At 67.8% G+C, this 15,560-nt stretch carries 15 protein-coding genes and 1 tRNA gene; 9 read left to right on the top strand and 7 right to left on the bottom strand.

Going from position 1 to position 15,560, the window contains the following annotated elements:
- Positions 1-121: 121 nt before the first annotated feature.
- Together PGN23_RS14480 and PGN23_RS14475 are read left to right on the top strand one after the other, a co-directional pair.
- Entirely contained in the window at positions 122-2,965 is a 2,844-nt protein-coding gene (locus tag PGN23_RS14480) for a glycoside hydrolase family 127 protein (protein ID WP_335303690.1), read from the top strand.
- A gap of 154 nt (positions 2,966-3,119) precedes the next feature.
- Positions 3,120-4,481 carry an FAD-dependent monooxygenase gene (locus PGN23_RS14475; protein WP_335304611.1) on the top strand — a complete coding sequence of 454 codons (1,362 nt, stop codon included), beginning with the start codon at positions 3,120-3,122 and terminating at the stop codon, positions 4,479-4,481.
- Positions 4,482-4,980: 499 nt separating this feature from the next.
- Here PGN23_RS14475 and PGN23_RS14470 read toward each other — a convergent pair.
- From PGN23_RS14470 to PGN23_RS14455, 4 genes are all read right to left on the bottom strand, one after another.
- Positions 4,981-5,057 (bottom strand) — tRNA-Arg (locus tag PGN23_RS14470).
- Positions 5,058-5,214: 157 nt separating this feature from the next.
- A complete protein-coding gene (locus PGN23_RS14465) occupies positions 5,215-5,529 on the bottom strand; it encodes an SWIB/MDM2 domain-containing protein (RefSeq protein ID WP_335303688.1) in 315 nt (104 codons plus the stop codon).
- A gap of 47 nt (positions 5,530-5,576) precedes the next feature.
- The gene (locus PGN23_RS14460) at positions 5,577-5,783 is read right to left on the bottom strand and encodes a DUF2945 domain-containing protein (RefSeq protein ID WP_335303686.1); all 207 of its coding nucleotides are present in this window, start codon (positions 5,781-5,783) and stop codon (positions 5,577-5,579) included.
- Between the two features lie 69 nt (positions 5,784-5,852).
- Entirely contained in the window at positions 5,853-8,894 is a 3,042-nt protein-coding gene (locus PGN23_RS14455; protein ID WP_335303685.1) for a TonB-dependent receptor, read from the bottom strand.
- Between the two features lie 210 nt (positions 8,895-9,104).
- Here PGN23_RS14455 and folE point away from each other — a divergent pair, with 210 nt between their 5' ends.
- Genes folE through PGN23_RS14430 form a run of 5 tightly spaced genes read left to right on the top strand, consistent with a single transcriptional unit; the run spans position 9,105 to position 11,839 of the window.
- Complete coding sequence (folE, locus tag PGN23_RS14450; RefSeq protein WP_335303684.1) at positions 9,105-9,740, top strand: GTP cyclohydrolase I FolE; 636 nt, start codon at positions 9,105-9,107, stop codon at positions 9,738-9,740.
- A gap of 6 nt (positions 9,741-9,746) precedes the next feature.
- A complete protein-coding gene (locus tag PGN23_RS14445; protein WP_335303682.1) occupies positions 9,747-10,490 on the top strand; it encodes an SDR family oxidoreductase in 744 nt (247 codons plus the stop codon).
- Positions 10,483-10,842 (top strand): dihydroneopterin aldolase, encoded by a 360-nt coding sequence (locus tag PGN23_RS14440; RefSeq protein WP_335303681.1) that lies wholly within the window; start codon positions 10,483-10,485, stop codon positions 10,840-10,842. The genes PGN23_RS14445 and PGN23_RS14440 overlap by 8 nt, the downstream gene beginning before the upstream one ends.
- Before the next feature lie 38 nt (positions 10,843-10,880).
- The gene (locus PGN23_RS14435; protein ID WP_335303680.1) at positions 10,881-11,417 is read left to right on the top strand and encodes a glycoside hydrolase family 108 protein; all 537 of its coding nucleotides are present in this window, start codon (positions 10,881-10,883) and stop codon (positions 11,415-11,417) included.
- 14 nt (positions 11,418-11,431) lie between these two features.
- Positions 11,432-11,839, top strand: a complete 408-nt coding sequence (locus tag PGN23_RS14430; RefSeq protein ID WP_335303678.1) for a holin family protein — start codon at positions 11,432-11,434, stop codon at positions 11,837-11,839.
- Positions 11,840-12,049: 210 nt separating this feature from the next.
- Here the strand turns inward: PGN23_RS14430 and PGN23_RS14425 are convergent, their stop codons facing one another.
- Positions 12,050-12,238, bottom strand: a complete 189-nt coding sequence (locus tag PGN23_RS14425) for a hypothetical protein (RefSeq protein ID WP_335303677.1) — start codon at positions 12,236-12,238, stop codon at positions 12,050-12,052.
- A 169-nt stretch (positions 12,239-12,407) separates the two neighbouring features.
- On the opposite strand from PGN23_RS14425, the gene hslV reads away from it, so the two are divergent.
- Both hslV and hslU read left to right on the top strand, forming a co-directional pair.
- On the top strand, positions 12,408-12,953 hold the full coding sequence (gene hslV, locus PGN23_RS14420) for an ATP-dependent protease subunit HslV (protein WP_335303676.1): 546 nt from the start codon (positions 12,408-12,410) through the stop codon (positions 12,951-12,953).
- A 40-nt stretch (positions 12,954-12,993) separates the two neighbouring features.
- A complete protein-coding gene (gene hslU, locus PGN23_RS14415) occupies positions 12,994-14,292 on the top strand; it encodes an ATP-dependent protease ATPase subunit HslU (RefSeq protein WP_335303675.1) in 1,299 nt (432 codons plus the stop codon).
- Positions 14,293-14,385: 93 nt separating this feature from the next.
- Here the strand turns inward: hslU and PGN23_RS14410 are convergent, their stop codons facing one another.
- Both PGN23_RS14410 and PGN23_RS14405 read right to left on the bottom strand, forming a co-directional pair.
- Entirely contained in the window at positions 14,386-14,835 is a 450-nt protein-coding gene (locus PGN23_RS14410) for a DUF2721 domain-containing protein (RefSeq protein ID WP_335303673.1), read from the bottom strand.
- 4 nt (positions 14,836-14,839) lie between these two features.
- Positions 14,840-15,502: a TetR/AcrR family transcriptional regulator gene (locus PGN23_RS14405; RefSeq protein ID WP_335303672.1), complete on the bottom strand. Its 663-nt coding sequence runs from the start codon at positions 15,500-15,502 to the stop codon at positions 14,840-14,842.
- Positions 15,503-15,560: the final 58 nt, after the last annotated feature.

The following is a 15,560-nucleotide window of genomic DNA, read 5'->3' as shown; positions in this document are numbered from 1 at the left end:
GCTGATACGGGATGGAAAGTGGCCGACGGCGGCTGATACCGTCCGGAGGCACGATGTCACTTTGCACTTACCGGAAAATCGTATACCATATGACTATTGGCTATAAGGGCGGGAGTGGTGAATGACGTGCAGTCATCGACATGCGGCAGGTGAGCCGGCGACCGGAACGTCGCGACGTGGCGCGATCAAGGTCGCGCTGGGGGCGGCGGCGGTGTCGATCGCGGACCAGGCAGTCGCGCTTCCCGCGGACGCCACGAGACCTGTGAACCTCGCCACCGTCGCCACGCCCAGCGGCGCGTATGTGTCGGGGGACACCAGCTTCGCCGCGCTCAATTCCGGCGCCGAGCCCGCCCATTCCGGCGATGCGTCGGGGGGCGCATACGGCACCTGGCCGCGGACCGATCCGCAGGCGGTGGAATATGCATGGGACCGGCCGGTGACGATCGGGGCGGCCGACGTCTATTGGTGGTCGGACGGGCGCGGCATCGCGGCGCCGCGATCGGCGCGGCTGGTGTACTGGGACGGCGCGCGTTTCATGCCGGTGAAGGGCGCGAATCGTCTCGGCACCTCGGTCGACCGATTCAACCGCGTCGGCTTCCGTCCGGTGACGACGCAGCGCCTGAGGCTCGAATTCGAGGGCGACGGCGGCAGGTCGGCGGGTCTGCTGCAATGGCGGGTGTGGAGTTCGGGGCCGGTGCCGCCCTTCGCCCCGATCGTCGCCGCCGGTGTCGATCGGTCGGTGGTCGCGGGTGGGCGGACCTATCTGTCGGGCAAGGTCAAGCGGCTGAGCGCGAGCGCGAGCGACATGGTGCGCTGGACCAAGGTCAGCGGGCCGGGGCAGGTCAGCTTCGAGGATGCCGGCGCGCTCGTCACGCGCGCCTCGGTCACCGCGCCGGGCGACTATGTCCTGCAACTCGCCGCCGCCGGCCAGGGGAAGGCCGCGCGCTCGCTGGTGGCGGTGCGCGCGAAGGCGCCGCCGCCGCCGCGCCGCCTCGACGTGGTCTATACGACCCCCTATTCGATCAGCAGCCCGCTGTGGCGCGACCGCGCCAAGTCGCTGATCGTCAACTGGATCCCGCATTGCATCGCCTATTGCGAGCGGACCGACCTGACGGCGGGGCAGGGCGGGCTCGACAATTTCGTCGAGGCCGCCAAGGCGCTGCGCGGGGAGCCGCACGGCGAGCACAAGGGCTATGTCTTCTCCAACGCCTGGGTCCATCAGACGGTGGAATCGATGTGCATCGCGCTGATGGTCGATCCGCAGGGCGATCGCGAGATCGTCGCGGCGCAGGATCATATGCGGCGCTCGCTCGAACGCTGGATCCCGATCATCCTCGCCGCGCAGGAACCCGACGGGTACATGCAGACCGCCTATACGCTCGCGGGCCGGCAGAACTGGGCCGAGCGGTGGTCGCCCGAGCATCGCGGCGACCATGAGGGCTATGTCGCCGGCTATTTCATCGAATCCGCGATCAACCACCATACGCTGACCGGCGGTCGCGACCTCCGGCTCTACGACGCGGCCAAGAAGCTCGCCGACTGCTGGGTCGCGAACATCGGGCCGGGGAAGAAGGCGTGGTTCGACGGGCACCAGGAGATGGAGCAGGCGCTGGTCCGCTTCGGTCGCTTCGTCAACGACACCGAGGGCGGCGGGCGCGGCGACGCCTATGTCCGGCTCGCGCGTTTCCTGCTCGATTCGCGCGAGGGCGGGTCGGAGTATGACCAGAGCCACCTCCCGCCCGAGCAGCAATATGAAGCGGTGGGCCATGCCGTGCGCGCGGTCTATTTCTATTCCGGCATGGCGGACATCGCCGCCGAGACCGCGGACCGGGACTATCAGAGCGCCGTGCTGTCGCTCTGGGACAATATGGTGAACCGCAAATATTACGTCACCGGCGGGGTGGGCAGCGGCGACACCTCCGAAGGGTTCGGCGTCGATTACGCGCTGCGCAACGACGCCTATTGCGAGAGTTGTTCCAGCTGCGGGCTGATCTTCTTCCAGTACAAGATGAACCTGGCCTATCACGACGCCAGCTACGCCGACCTGTACGAGGAGACGATGTACAACGCGCTCCTGGGCGCGACCGATCTGGCGGGGCGATCTTTCACCTACACCAACCCGCTGATCGATACCGAGCGGGCGAAGTGGCACGTCTGCCCGTGCTGCGTCGGCAACATCCCGCGCACGCTGCTGATGCTGCCGACCTGGGCCTATGCCAAGTCCGACGACGGGCTGTACGTCAACATGTTCGTCGGCAGCACGATCAACGTCGGCGACGTCGCGGGCACCCCGGTCGAGATGGTGCAGGAAACCGACTATCCCTGGCATGGCAAGGTGGCGATCACCGTCAACCCGAAGCAGAGCCGCCGCTTCGCGCTGCGCCTGCGCGTGCCCGACCGGAAGACGAGCGCGCTCTACCAGTCGGAACCGGCCGTCTCGGGGCTCGTCAGCCTGTCGGTCAACGGCACCCCCGTCACCCCCCGGATCGAGCGAGGCTATGCCGTCATCACGCGCGAATGGCGTGCGGGCGACCGCGTCGAGCTGGAGCTTCCGTTGCGCGTGCAGCGCGTGACCGGGGACGAGCGGATCGAGGCGACCCGCGGCAAGGTGGCGCTGCGCTACGGCCCGCTGGTCTACAATGTCGAGCGTGCCGACCAGCCGCGCATCGACCTCGCAATCGGCGCGGCCGGGCTGTCGCCGGCGTGGCGCGGCGATCTGCTGGGCGGCGTGATGACGATCGTGGGCGAATGGAACGACGGTTCGCGCCTGACCGCCATCCCCAATTACGCGCGCATGAACCGCACCGGGCGGCCGCTTGCCGAGCTGCCGACCGGGGATGTGTCGGTCGATTACGCGCCGGGAACCGCCGTGGTGGCGCAGCAGACCGCGGAAGCGGCGACCCGGCGCGATTCTCCGCAGTCGCTGGTCTGGATCCGGGATGGCGCGTCGGCGGCGTCGTCGTGACGGTCTCCGATACCGGCGCGACCTGACCGCGGGACGAGGCGCCCATCGCGCCGTCGCGGTCCCGGCACATCGGCCTCGCGCGCCGGGGGACGTGACGCGGTAACTTTCCGCGCCTGCGGCGTTGTGCAGGCAATAGGGAGGTCCGCGCGTGTCGATGAGGGTCCTGGTCACCGGCGCCAGCGTCGCCGGCAACACCTGCGCCTGGTGGCTGGGGCGCGCGGGCTTCGACGTCACCGTCGTCGAGCGCGCGCCGGCGTTCCGCTACGGCGGGCAGAATGTCGACGTGCGCGGCGTCGGGCGTGCGGTGCTGCGGTGCATGGGGCTGGAGCAAGCCGCGCTGGCGCTGGGCACCGGGGAGGAGGGGACCGCCTGGGTCGAGGAAGACGGGCGCGTCGCGGCGCAGTTCCTGACCGACGAGATCGGCGCGGATGGGCCGACCGCGGAGATGGAGATCCTGCGCGGCGACCTCGCGCAGCTGCTGTTCGACGGCGCGCGCGATCATGCGCGATATCGGTTCGGCGACCATGTCGTCGCGGTCGGGCAGACCGTCGACACCGCGACGGTGACCTTTGCCGGGGGCACGACCGAGGATTACGATCTGGTGATCGTCGCGGAGGGCGTGGGATCGGCGACTCGCGCGCTGGTGTTCCCGGGCGAGAACCGGCCGCGCCCGATGGACCTGACGATCGCCTATTTCACCATCCCGCGCCGCGCCGACGACGACCGGCTGTGGCGCTGGTATCATGCGCCGGGCGGGCGCAGCGTGTCGCTGCGGCCGGACCGGCACGGCACGACGCGCGCGATGCTGAGCGTGCAGAAGCCGCCCGAGGGCGAGCAGGACTGGCCGACCGAGCGGCAGAAGGCGTGGCTGCGCGCGACCTTCGCCGACGCCGGCTGGCAGGCGCCGCGCGTGATCGAGGGCATGGCGACGACCCCCGACTTCTACCTGGACGTGCTGCGCCAGATCCGGATGCCGCGCTGGTCCGCCGGCCGGGTGGTGCTGTGCGGCGACGCCGCCTGGTGCGTGACGCCGATCGGCGGGGTCGGCACCACGCTGGCGGTGACCGGCGCGCGGGTGCTGGCGGGCGAACTGGCGCTTGCCGCCGATCCGCTCGATGCCCTCGGCGCCTACGAACAGGCGATGCGGCCGATGGTCGGGCAGGCGCAGGGCGTGCCCCGTTTCGCCTCGCGCCTCGCCAATCCGCACAGCCGCACCGGCATCCGCATCCTCCACGCGGTGATGGCTGCCGCGAGCCGTCCCGCGATCAGGAAGACCGCGGGAAGGGTGTTCGGTGGCGGCGGCGATGCGGGGGAGCCGGACCTGTCGCGCTACGATGCCCCGGGGGAGGCGGTGCCGACGCCCGCGACGACGCAACGGCGGCGCGTGCCGCCGGTCGCGGCGCTCGCGCTGGCCGGGCTCGTCCTCGGCGCCGGGGTGCTGCTTGGCCGCCGGGCGTCGCGATCAGCGTCGGCGCGTCCGCCACGAACCGATTCAGCACGCCGTCGGCGATCCTGACGTCGCCATCGAAGCGAGTCGCGCCGGGGTCCGTCCGGATCGCGGCGGCGGCGGCGGGCCTCGGTGAAGTGGTGCCGCGCAGCGGCGTCGGCGCGGTTCGGCGACGGTGCCGTCACCGATCCGGCGGAAGACCTGCGCGCGACGATCGTCGACGTCGATTCTGTGGCGACGGACCTTACGGTCGGGGCCGCGGCCGGTGCGGTCGGTGAGGCGGGCGGTGAAGCCATTGACGAGCTGGCGCGCTGGCGGCGCTGGCGTCGAGGGTATGCGACATCGTGTCGGCTCCCGGCCGGGAAGTCGATGGGCGCACGAAGGCGCCGACCGAATCGGGGCCGGCCGCCGCTGGGCGTGCGAAATGGCTGTGAGGATCAGATCAGCGGATCACGGGGGCGCGCAGGCCCGAACGGCGCACGAACAAACTGTGCCGACACGAACCGGGGTTCGTTGCGCGCTCTGCGCGTTCTAACGATGAAGAATTGGCCAAAAACCGCGGTAGAGCTGGTGCCCCCGGCGAGATTCGAACTCACGACCTGCGGTTTAGGAAACCGTCGCTCTATCCTGCTGAGCTACGGGGGCACGCGGCGCGGGCGTAACGGCTCCGAACGCGCGAATCAATCGCCGCCGGAAACGTGCTGGCCACACGGCGGGAGCGGCGCGCGCGGTCGGGCGCGCGCCGTCGGACGGCCGATCCGCCGCGCCCGCCAAGGTCGCGAGGCGGATCGGCGAATGAGGGTCAGGCCTTGACGTGCTGCGAGATGTACTTGTTCATCTCGAACATCGTCACCTTGTCCTTGCCGAAGACCTTCTTCAGCTTGTCGTCGGCGAGGATTTCGCGCTTGTTTTCCGGGTTCTGCAGGTTGTTGGACTTGATGTATTCCCACACCTTGCTGATGACCTGGCTGCGCGGCAGCTTCTCGTTGCCGACGACCGCACCCAGTTCGGCCGAGGGCTGCACGGGGGCGTGGATGCCGCCGGTCTTGGGCGCAGCGGCCGCATCGGCCTTCGCCTTCTTGGGGGCAGCCGCGTCGGCCTTGGTCTTGGTAGCCATTGCATTCCTTCCTGTTGCGCCGACCGACGGGCCGGCTCCTCGCGGAATCACGCCTTCTTGAGCGCCTCGCGCTTGTGCGCCGCCTTTCCGCCGTTGTCACTCTCTACCAGATACTGCGGATCGTCGCTCGACGCACGCACCTTGTGCCCCTTGATCGTGGTATCGCTCGTCAGCTTCTTCTCGACCGTGCCGTGCGCGGTGCCGCCATGCGACTTCCACGTGACCTCGTCGCCCTTCTTCAGATTGCTCGCCATGTCGCCGCTCCTTCGCGAATGATCGTGTGCGATCAAGCGGATGGAGCGGCGAATGGTTGCCTCGTCCGATCAGAACTTGAAGCCGGCGGCGATGCCGTAGCGGCGCGGATCGACGGTGAAGACGTTGGTGAACAAGCCCGAAGACTGATCCGTCACGTACATGCCGGTGATCGCATTGTTGTTGGTGAGGTTCGTCACGAATGCGCGGACGTAGAAGCGGTCATCCGGTGCGTTGAGCTGAACCTGCGCGTTCACCACCTCATACCCCGGGATCCGGTCGATCGGCGATTTGTTGAAGATCGTGCCGAAATAATTGCCGGTATAGTTGAGGTCGGCGCGTGGGACGAGCGTGAAATTGCCCAGATCGATCGTATATTGCGCGCCGATCGACGCCTTGTACGTCGGGGTGTTGGGCAGTTGGTTGTCGCGTAGATTGACCGCGACGCCGCCTTGAAGCACGCTGACCGGCGCTCCGGTTGCTGCGGCGACGGCGGCCAGATAGTCGCAACTGCTGAATGCGCCGGTTGTGTTGGTGCCGGGCACCGGCACCGTGCCGCGCAGGCCCAGGGTGGGGAATTGGGCGTTGAGCGCGGCGTTGGCGCCGTTGACGAAGCCGTTGGACACTGCCGATTGTCCGGCGGTGGTCGGAATCACGGCGCAATTTCGCGCTTGAAGATCCTTGATGATGACCGCGTCGGATCGGCCTCCCGACACGTCGCGTGGATTCACGATGAATTGGTCGCCGGCAACCTTCGAGCGCGAGTAGCTGAAGTTGGCGTTGACGACGAAGGCGGGCGTGGGGCTGATGATCGCTTCGGCTTCGACGCCATATATGTTGGCGTTGATATTATCGTTGACCGATGTGCGATTGACGATGCGCGTCAGCTGTAGATTTTTATACTTGTAGTAGAATGCCGTCAGATTGAAGCGAAACTGGCCGTTGCCGAAGGTGTTCTTCGATCCAACCTCGATCGCGTCGACATTCTCCGGAGCAAAGAACTGTCCGACTCCCAGGCCTGGCGTGATCGGAGGGTTGACGCCGCCAGACTTGTAGCCTCGCGAATAGGATGCGTAGAGAAGGTTGTCCGGCGTGATCTTGTAATCGATGACCGCGCGGCCGGTCAGGCGCTGGAAGGCAACTTCTCCGATCTGGAACGGCTGCTGCCCCGGTGTGACGCCATCGAAGTCGAACCGATCCAGCGCAGAAGTGGCATTGGTGGTGCCGATCGGGACAGCCACATTGTCCGTGGTGGTTCGAGCGGAGACATACTTCTTGTCGTTGTTGTAACGAAGGCCGACCGTCAGCTTCAACTTGTCGGAGGGTTCGAAGTACGCTTCACCGAAAACGCCGTACGACCGCAGCCGGAACAGCGCGCTGTTGCTGCGGAAATAGGGCGTTGCCTGGAAGGTCGTCGTGGCCGCCGGAGCGCCGGTTGCGAAATTGAGGAAACCGGGCACCAGGTTGGTGACGATGCCGCCAAGCGTATAGTCGAATGCCTCGAAATTGCCGACATAATAGTCGACATCGCGGACCTTGTTGTTGACGTAGATGCCGCCCAGCAGGAAGTTGAACGGTCCGTCGAACTTGGAGTCGATGTGGCCTTCGATCGTATATTGCCGGGAGTTGCCGGTCTGGCGATCCGCGTCGACGCCCTGAGCGGAACAGGTCACCGTGTTGCCGCCATAGACGCCGACGCCGGTCGGCCCGTCGAATGCCGATTGGCAGATGCCGCCGGTCGGACCATTGGGGATCAATGCGCGAGCGATCGCGGCGTAGGGATTGCCGGGCCGCGCCGCATTGAGTGCCAGGAAGGCAAGGCCTGTGTTGGTGGCGATCGGATTGCGCACGGCCAGATTGTAATCGACGCCCGAGTCGAACGTGTTGCGCAAATACCCCGCGGTCAGGCTGACCGACATCGGCCCGAAATCATGGAACAGCTTGGCGGTATAGATCTGCTCCTCGACCCGGTAGAAGGGCTCGTAGTCGAGCGACACCTCTCGCACATTGGGTGACACGACCGAGCGGCTGAACGCGTCGTTGGTGTCATAAATGCTGCCCAGCCCGAAATTTTGAGCATAAGCGACCAGCTGAGGCGCCAGAGCGGCCGGCAGGCCGCCCGCGGTCGCGGCGGGGACCACCGACAGTGCGGTGAGAAGCCCGATACCTTCGCGCGAGCCCAATGTGCTGGCGAGGGTGGCATTGCCGTTTACCGTGTCGAAGCCGAGTCGGTCGGGCGAGCAACCCAATATGCCGCTGGAATCACGATTGCAGAGCTGCTTTTGAATGCGCGAGCGGTTGTCGTTTTCCTTGCTGTAGTTCGCGATGAGGTCGATGCGCGTGTCCGGGCTGGGCTCCCATGACAGGGTGCCGCGCAGCGAGTACATGTCGCGACCGTCGATGCGGCGCCCGGTGTACGTGTTGCGGGTGAAGCCGTCGCGGTTGAGATAGGTGCCTGCAACACGGACGCCGATCGTCTCGGTCAGCGGGACGTTGATCATGCCGCGTACGCGCTTGCTGTCATAATTGCCGTATTCGAACTCGCCTGCCGCACGTATGCCTGAAAGGTCGGGCTTGGCGGTTATCAGGTTGACGACGCCGGATGTCGCATTGCGACCGAACAGCGTGCCCTGCGGTCCGCGCAGCACCTCGATCCGCTCCAGATCGAAGAATTCGAAGTCGAGGATGCGGCTGCCCAGTAGCGGCTGATCGTTGATGTGGATGCCGGTCGCGGAATCGCAGGTCACGCCGACGCACAGATCGCCGACACCGCGGATCGTAAAGGTGTTGCCGCCGAAATTGCCGCGCGTGAACGTGGTGTTGGGCAGGGTCTGTTGCAGCGCCAGAGAGTTGACGACCTGCTGCTTCTCGAGGTTGTCCGCGGTGAACGCCGTGACCGCGATCGGCACGTCCTGCAGGCGCTGCGACTGCCGCTGCGCGGTGACGACGATGTCGGGGGCATAGCCAGAGGACTGATTGCTCGATACCTCCTGCCCGGGGCCGTTGGTCGGCGCGCTGTTCTGCGCGCTGGTGGTGGCTCCGGTCTGAGCGGCGGCGGGCGCGGCCGCCAGCAGACCGATGGCGGACGCGCACAGCAGGTCGAACTTCTTCATGGACATCCCCTCCGGAAGCCGCATCCGATCTGTCGTCGGTCTGTCGGCGTTTGATGATGCGGTATGGAAGGTAGCGACCGAAAATTTCGTTCGTCAAACGGTTTTACGCAGGATTTGTGCGGTGGCCGCGCGGAGTGGCACAATTGCACCGCTTTCGGAATCGAACATCGGTCATGCTGCGTTGCGGCAGGGTCACGGGATGAGAACAAGATGAGCGAATTGATGGGACATGCGCCCGCGGACGGCGATCTGGTGGCGGACGATGGCAAGGTGGCGGTGCCCGACGACGTGGCGGAGGCGGTGCGCACGCTGATCCGCTGGGCCGGCGACGATCCGAGTCGCGAGGGCCTGCTCGACACGCCGAAGCGGGTGGCGCGCGCATGGCGCGAATATTGCGCGGGTTATGCGGACGATCCGGCGCATCACCTCGCGCGCGTGTTCGAGGAAGTGGGCGGCTATGACGAGATCGTGCTGCTGAAGGACATTCCGTTCCAGTCGCATTGCGAGCATCACATGGCGCCGATCATCGGCAAGGCGCACATCGCCTATCTGCCGCAGAACCATGTCGTCGGCATCTCGAAGCTGGCGCGCGTGCTCCACGCCTATGCGCGGCGGTTGCAGGTGCAGGAACGGCTGACCGCGGAGGTGGCCGACTGCATCTGGCACGGGCTGAAGCCGCAGGGCGTCGCGGTGGTGATCGAGGCGAGCCACGCGTGCATGACCGCACGCGGCGTGCGCACGCCGGGCGTCGGCATGGTGACCAGCCGCATGATGGGCGTGTTCCGCGACGACGAGCGCAGCCGCAAGGAGGTGCTGTCGCTGATGGGGCTGGGAAGCAGGGGGTAGCGCGGGATGCGCGTGCTGGTGACGGGGGGCGCGAAGCGGCTGGGCGCGGCGATCGTGCGCGCGGTCGCGGCGGCGGGGTACGAGCCGGTGATCCACTACGGCCGATCGCGCGCGGCGGCGGAGGCGCTGGCGCGCGAGGTCGGCGGCACGGTGGTGCAGGGCGAGCTGGGCGATGCGGCGGCGGTCCGCACGCTGTTCGACGCGGCCGTTCGGGGCGGGGCGGTCGACGGGCTGGTCAACAGCGCCTCGCTGTTCGAATACGACCGGCCGGGCGCGATCGATCCGGCGCTGGCGGCGCGGCTCCACGCGGTCAACGCGGTCGCCCCGGCGCTGCTGACGGCGGCATTGGCGGCGTCATCGGCGGCGCGGGGCGGGGCGGGTGCGGTGGTGAACCTGCTGGACCAGAAACTGGCGAACCCCAACCCGGACTTCTTCTCCTACACGCTCAGCAAGGCGGCGCTGGAGACGGCGACGGTGCTGATGGCACAGGCGTTCGCGCCGCGCGTGCGGGTGAATGCGGTGTCGCCGGGGCTGACGCTGCCGAGCGGCGATCAGAGCGATGCGGAATTCGCCCGGACCGCCAGCATGAACCTGCTGGAGCGACCCGTCGGGGCCGAGGCGGTGGCGCAGGCGGTCGTCTATCTGCTGGAGGCGCGGAGCATGACGGGGCAGAATCTGTTCGTCGATTGCGGGCAGCGCTTCGTGAAGAGCGATCGCGACGTGATGTTCGATGGGCGTGACGATGGCTGACTATACGATCATCCTGACCGATCTGTCGGTGGCGATGCGGCTGGGCATCCACCCGCACGAGGCGACGCCGCAACGCGTGCTCGTGTCGGTGTGGATGACGGTCGACTATGCGCATCCGCCGTCCGCCGACTCGATTGACGAGGTGCTCGACTACGACGCGATCCGCGAGGGGATACTGGCGCTCGCCGCGCGGGGATTCGCGTTGCAGGAGACGCTGGTGGAGGCGGTCGCGGCCTTGTGCCTCGCCGATGCGCGGGTCCGGCGCGTGCGCGTCCGCTCGGCCAAGCCCGACATCTACCCCGATGCGCGGGTGGGATGCGAAATCGTTCGGGAGCGCTGTCCTACACGCTGATGTTCTGCCTATGTTCCCGTTCGAGCAATGGAGGGAACATGATCGAGGATCTGATCGACGCGGTGATCGACCGCGAGGGCGGCTATGTGAACCACCCGGCCGACCGCGGGGGCGCGACCCGGTTCGGCATCACCGAGGCGGTGGCGCGCGCGAATGGCTATCACGGCGACATGCGGCTGTTCGCGCGGCCGGCGGCGGTGGCGATCTACCGCCGCATCTATTGGACGCGGCCGGGATGGGACCAGGTGGCGGAGCGCGCGCCGGCGCTGGCGGCGGAGCTGTTCGACACCGGCGTCAACATGGGGCCGGCGGTCGCGGCCGGGTTCCTGCAACGTGCGCTCAATGCGCTGAACCGGGGCGCGCGCGACTATGCCGACGTCGTGCTGGACGGGCGGATCGGGCCGCAGACGCTGCGCGCGCTCGACCGCTTCCTGGCGACTCGGGGCGAGGCGGCGGAGGAGGTGCTGCTGAAGGCGGTCGAGGCGCTTCAGGGCGAACGCTATCTGACGCTCGCCGAGCAGCGCCCGGCGAACGAGGCGTTCCTGTACGGCTGGCTTGCCGGGCGGATCGGTTGAGGAGGGGCGGGACCATGGCATTGATCGATGGCATCGTCGGGCCGATCGCGGGGCTGCTCGACAAGATCATCCCCGACCCCAAGGCGCGCGAGGCGGCGAAGCTGGAGCTGCTGCGGCTGGAGGGAACGCAGGAGATGGAGCGCGTCCGCACGCAGATGGCGGCGGTGCTGGCGGAAGCCGGATCGGCCGATCCCTGGACCAGCCGGGCACGGCCGAGCTTCCTCTACGTCATGTATGCGCTGCTGTTGTGGAGTATCCCGATGGGGCTGATCGCGGCGGTCCAGCCGGAGATGGCGCTGGCGATCGGGCGCGGGATGAACGCGTATCTGGCGGGAATACCGGAGCCGCTCTACGCGCTCTTCGGGACGGGGTATCTGGGGTATACGGTCGCGCGTGAATGGGGGAAGGCGAAGGCGCGGTAGTTGACCGACACCGTTCCCCGGCGGAGGCGGGACCTTTGCGAAACGGGTGCAACAGCACCGCGTCCACGCTGTGCTCCTGCGCAGGCAGGAGCCCAGAGTTGCACGTCCCGAAAGGCGTTGTTCTGCCTGGCCCTGGGCTCCTGCCTGCGCAGGAGCACGGTGACGCCTTTCGCAAGGGGCCCGCGAACACCGGGGGACGGGTCGTCCTGCTTACCCGCGCCGCATCAACCGCTGGGGATCGGGGGGCATGCGCATTCCGGCCCCGTGCGCGGCATCGAGATATTGCGTCGCCATCTCGTAATGGGCGCGGCAGACCGCGGGATCCTCGGCCTCGGCGGCCAGCTTCAGCTCCGCCTCGGCGCGGAACTGGAAATACAGACGGTCCTTGTCGGTAATCATCGCACGCCACTCACTCTCCGACCTTCCCTATGACCGGGAAGGGTGAAGAGTTCCATCACCTGCATCGGGAAGTTTGCATCGGGTGCGGCGCGTCATGGGACGGGCTTGCCGGACCACGGGGGGACGCCCCATATCGCGCGCCATGAGCGGGAATAACGATCCACATGCCATGCCGGTCTGGCATGGCACCACCATCCTTTCGGTACGACGCGGCGGCAGGGTGGTCGTCGTCGGCGACGGCCAGGTCTCCATGGGCCAGACCGTCATGAAGCCCAATGCGAAGAAGGTGCGCCGGCTGGGCGCGGAGGGCAAGGTGATCGGCGGCTTCGCGGGCGCGACCGCGGACGCCTTCACGCTGTTCGAGCGGCTGGAGGCGAAGCTGGAGCGGCATGGCGGGCATCTGATGCGCGCCGCGGTCGAGCTGGCCAAGGACTGGCGCACGGACAAGTATCTGCGCAACCTGGAGGCGATGATGATCGTCGCCGACAGGGAGACGACGCTGATCCTGACCGGCAACGGCGACGTGCTGGAGCCGGAGGCCGGAGTCGCCGCGATCGGATCGGGCGGCAATTACGCGCTCGCCGCGGCGCGCGCGCTGGTCGACTACGAACAGGATGCCGAGACGATCTGCCGCAAGGCGATGGGGATCGCGGCGGACGTGTGCGTGTACACCAACGACCGGCTGACCGTGGAGACGCTGGATAGCGCCTCCTGAATCATTCCCCTCCCTTCCCGGGAGGGGGGAAGAAGAGACGATGAACGACAATCTTACCCCCAAGGCGATCGTCGCCGCACTAGACGCGCACATCATCGGGCAGCGGGACGCCAAGCGCGCGGTCGCCGTGGCGCTGCGCAACCGCTGGCGGCGGCAGAAGCTGTCTGGCGAGCTGCGCGACGAGGTGACGCCCAAGAACATCCTGATGATCGGGCCGACCGGCTGCGGAAAGACCGAGATCAGCCGCCGCCTGGCGAAGCTGGCCGATGCGCCGTTCGTGAAGGTGGAGGCGACCAAGTTCACCGAGGTCGGCTATGTCGGGCGCGACGTGGAGCAGATCGCGCGCGACCTGGTCGAGGAAGCGGTGCGGCTGGAGAAGGAGCGCCGCCGCGCCGCGGTGAAGGACAAGGCGGAGGCCGCGGCGATGGACCGCCTGCTCGACGCGCTGGTCGGCAAGGATGCCAGCCAGGCGACGCGCGACAGCTTCCGCCAGCGCTTCCACGAAGGGCATCTGGCCGACAAGGAGGTCGAGCTGGAGCTGCAACAGGCGCCGCAGATGCCCTTCGACCTGCCCGGCGGCGGGTCCGTGGGGATGATCAACATCTCCGAGATGATGGGCAAGGCGTTCGGCGGCGGGCCCAAGCAGCGTCGCAAGCTGCTGGTCCCGTCGGCCTGGGAAAAGCTGGTCGAGGAAGAGGCGGACAAGAGGCTCGACCAGGACGAGGTGAGCCGCATCGCGCTGGCCGATGCGGAGGCCAATGGCATCGTCTTCCTGGACGAGATCGACAAGATCGCGGTCAGCGACGTGCGCGGCGGATCGGTCAGCCGCGAGGGCGTGCAGCGCGATCTCCTGCCGCTGATCGAGGGGACGACGGTCGCGACCAAATACGGGCCGATGAAGACCGACCACATCCTGTTCATCGCGTCGGGCGCGTTCCATGTCGCCAAGCCGAGCGACCTGCTGCCTGAGCTGCAGGGGCGCCTGCCGATCCGGGTCGAGCTCAAGGGGCTGACGGAGGACGATTTCGTCGCGATCCTGAGCGATACGAAGGCGTCGCTGCCCGCGCAGTACAAGGCGCTGATCGCGACCGAGGGCGTCGATGTCAGCTTCACCGAGGACGGCATCCGTGCGGTGGCCAGGATCGCGGCGGAGGTGAACGGCGAGATCGAGAACATCGGCGCGCGCCGCTTGCAGACGGTGATGGAGAAGCTGCTGGAGGAGGTCAGCTTCGACGCGGAGGACCGGCAGGGGCAGGCGCTGGTGGTCGATGCGGCCTATGTCGAGCAGCAGCTGTCGGGGATCGCGCGCAATTCGGACCTGAGCCGGTTCGTGTTGTAACAAATGCTCCTGCGCAGGCAGGAGCCCAGGGTTCCGCGCGCATACGCGCGTCGTCCTGCGGGGCCCCGGGTTCCGGCATGCGCCGGAACACGCTCAGCGCAGCAGTTCGTCGCGGATGCGGATCGCGCGGATCGACAGGCGCACCTCGAACAGGAAGCCGGTGAAGGCCGCGATCAGCAGCGTCGTGGCGGCGATGAACCCGATCGCGATCGGCTGACCCACCCGGATCTGCGTCAGCCCGCCGATGAAGAGCAGCGCGACGACGATACAGGTCGCGACCGCGCTGGCGACCGCCAGGAACAGCGCGACGTTGATGATCGACATGCGCCGCGACAGCAGCCGCAATTCCCACACGATCTGCGCGCGCTGGTCCGGCGCCATCGCCGCGTGCAGCGCCTCGCGGTCGCGCGCGCGGTCGACCACGCGCGACAGCCGGCCTGCCAGCACGTTGAGCAACGCGCCGATGCCCGTCAGCATGAACACGGGGCTGACCGAGGCATGGATCGCCTCGACGATGGTCGGGAGCGCGGGTCCGAAGTCCATGGGATCAGCCACGCGGCGGGCTGGCCAGGATCGCCTCGACCGCGTCGATCATGCCGGCCAGCGCCTCCGGGCGGCTCCAGAAATGATGGTCGCCGGTGTCGGAGCGGTCGAGCGCCGCCTCCCGCGCGGCGAGCAGGGTCTGCGCGGTGAGGCCGGCGAACAGGATCCGCTGCTTCACCAGCGCGGCCGGTAGCGGGGCGAGCAGCCGGTGGACGTGGTCCATGTAGCGGCGATAGCTTTCGGAATGTTCGGGCACCGTGGCGCGGAACAGCTCGCGGCGCTCGTTCTGCACGTTGACGATGAAGCGGAAATAGGTCTCCGATTCGCCCGTCGCCGCGCTCAGCTCCAGCCCCGGCAGGATCGTGGCGCTGACCAGGTCGCGCAGCGTCATCGCCGCGCCCTTGCTTTCGGCGGAGTCGATCAGCGTGGCACGCCCGGCGTCGATCTGGTCCGCGCCGTCGATCAGCAGCTCGCGCAGCAGGTCGTCCTTGCTGCCGAAATAGTAATGGACCGCAGCGGCGTTGCGTTGGCCGGCGGCCTCCACCACCTCGCGCATGCCCACCGCCGCGATGCCGCGCTCGGCGAACAGGCGACGCGCGGCGCGCTTCAATTCGTGGCGGGTGGTGCCGCCGCGCGTGGCGGCGGCCGGGGGAGGAAGGGCGCTCATGGCCGTCCAGCATCGGCGAATCCGCGCCCGCCCGCAAGGCGTTGACGCGCCCCCGGCG

The organism is Sphingomonas adhaesiva, from assembly GCF_036946125.1.
GTDB lineage: Bacteria > Pseudomonadota > Alphaproteobacteria > Sphingomonadales > Sphingomonadaceae > Sphingomonas > Sphingomonas adhaesiva_A.
The sequence above is the reverse complement of the archived record's forward strand: the minus strand, read 5'-3'. Positions and strand labels throughout refer to the sequence as shown.

What these genes read in the sequence shown, in the direction of transcription:
- PGN23_RS14405 (WP_335303672.1), bottom strand. Translation starts at nt 15,502, where the DNA reads ATGAGCGCCCTTCCTCCCCCGGCCGCCGCCACGCGCGGCGGCACCACC.
- PGN23_RS14440 (WP_335303681.1), top strand. Translation starts at nt 10,483, where the DNA reads ATGGCTGACTATACGATCATCCTGACCGATCTGTCGGTGGCGATGCGG.
- PGN23_RS14425 (WP_335303677.1), bottom strand. Translation starts at nt 12,238, where the DNA reads ATGATTACCGACAAGGACCGTCTGTATTTCCAGTTCCGCGCCGAGGCG.
- PGN23_RS14480 (WP_335303690.1), top strand. Translation starts at nt 122, where the DNA reads ATGACGTGCAGTCATCGACATGCGGCAGGTGAGCCGGCGACCGGAACG.
- PGN23_RS14435 (WP_335303680.1), top strand. Translation starts at nt 10,881, where the DNA reads ATGATCGAGGATCTGATCGACGCGGTGATCGACCGCGAGGGCGGCTAT.
- PGN23_RS14475 (WP_335304611.1), top strand. Translation starts at nt 3,120, where the DNA reads ATGAGGGTCCTGGTCACCGGCGCCAGCGTCGCCGGCAACACCTGCGCC.
- PGN23_RS14465 (WP_335303688.1), bottom strand. Translation starts at nt 5,529, where the DNA reads ATGGCTACCAAGACCAAGGCCGACGCGGCTGCCCCCAAGAAGGCGAAG.
- PGN23_RS14430 (WP_335303678.1), top strand. Translation starts at nt 11,432, where the DNA reads ATGGCATTGATCGATGGCATCGTCGGGCCGATCGCGGGGCTGCTCGAC.
- PGN23_RS14455 (WP_335303685.1), bottom strand. Translation starts at nt 8,894, where the DNA reads ATGAAGAAGTTCGACCTGCTGTGCGCGTCCGCCATCGGTCTGCTGGCG.
- hslV (WP_335303676.1), top strand. Translation starts at nt 12,408, where the DNA reads ATGCCGGTCTGGCATGGCACCACCATCCTTTCGGTACGACGCGGCGGC.
- folE (WP_335303684.1), top strand. Translation starts at nt 9,105, where the DNA reads ATGAGCGAATTGATGGGACATGCGCCCGCGGACGGCGATCTGGTGGCG.
- PGN23_RS14445 (WP_335303682.1), top strand. Translation starts at nt 9,747, where the DNA reads ATGCGCGTGCTGGTGACGGGGGGCGCGAAGCGGCTGGGCGCGGCGATC.
- PGN23_RS14460 (WP_335303686.1), bottom strand. Translation starts at nt 5,783, where the DNA reads ATGGCGAGCAATCTGAAGAAGGGCGACGAGGTCACGTGGAAGTCGCAT.
- hslU (WP_335303675.1), top strand. Translation starts at nt 12,994, where the DNA reads ATGAACGACAATCTTACCCCCAAGGCGATCGTCGCCGCACTAGACGCG.
- PGN23_RS14410 (WP_335303673.1), bottom strand. Translation starts at nt 14,835, where the DNA reads ATGGACTTCGGACCCGCGCTCCCGACCATCGTCGAGGCGATCCATGCC.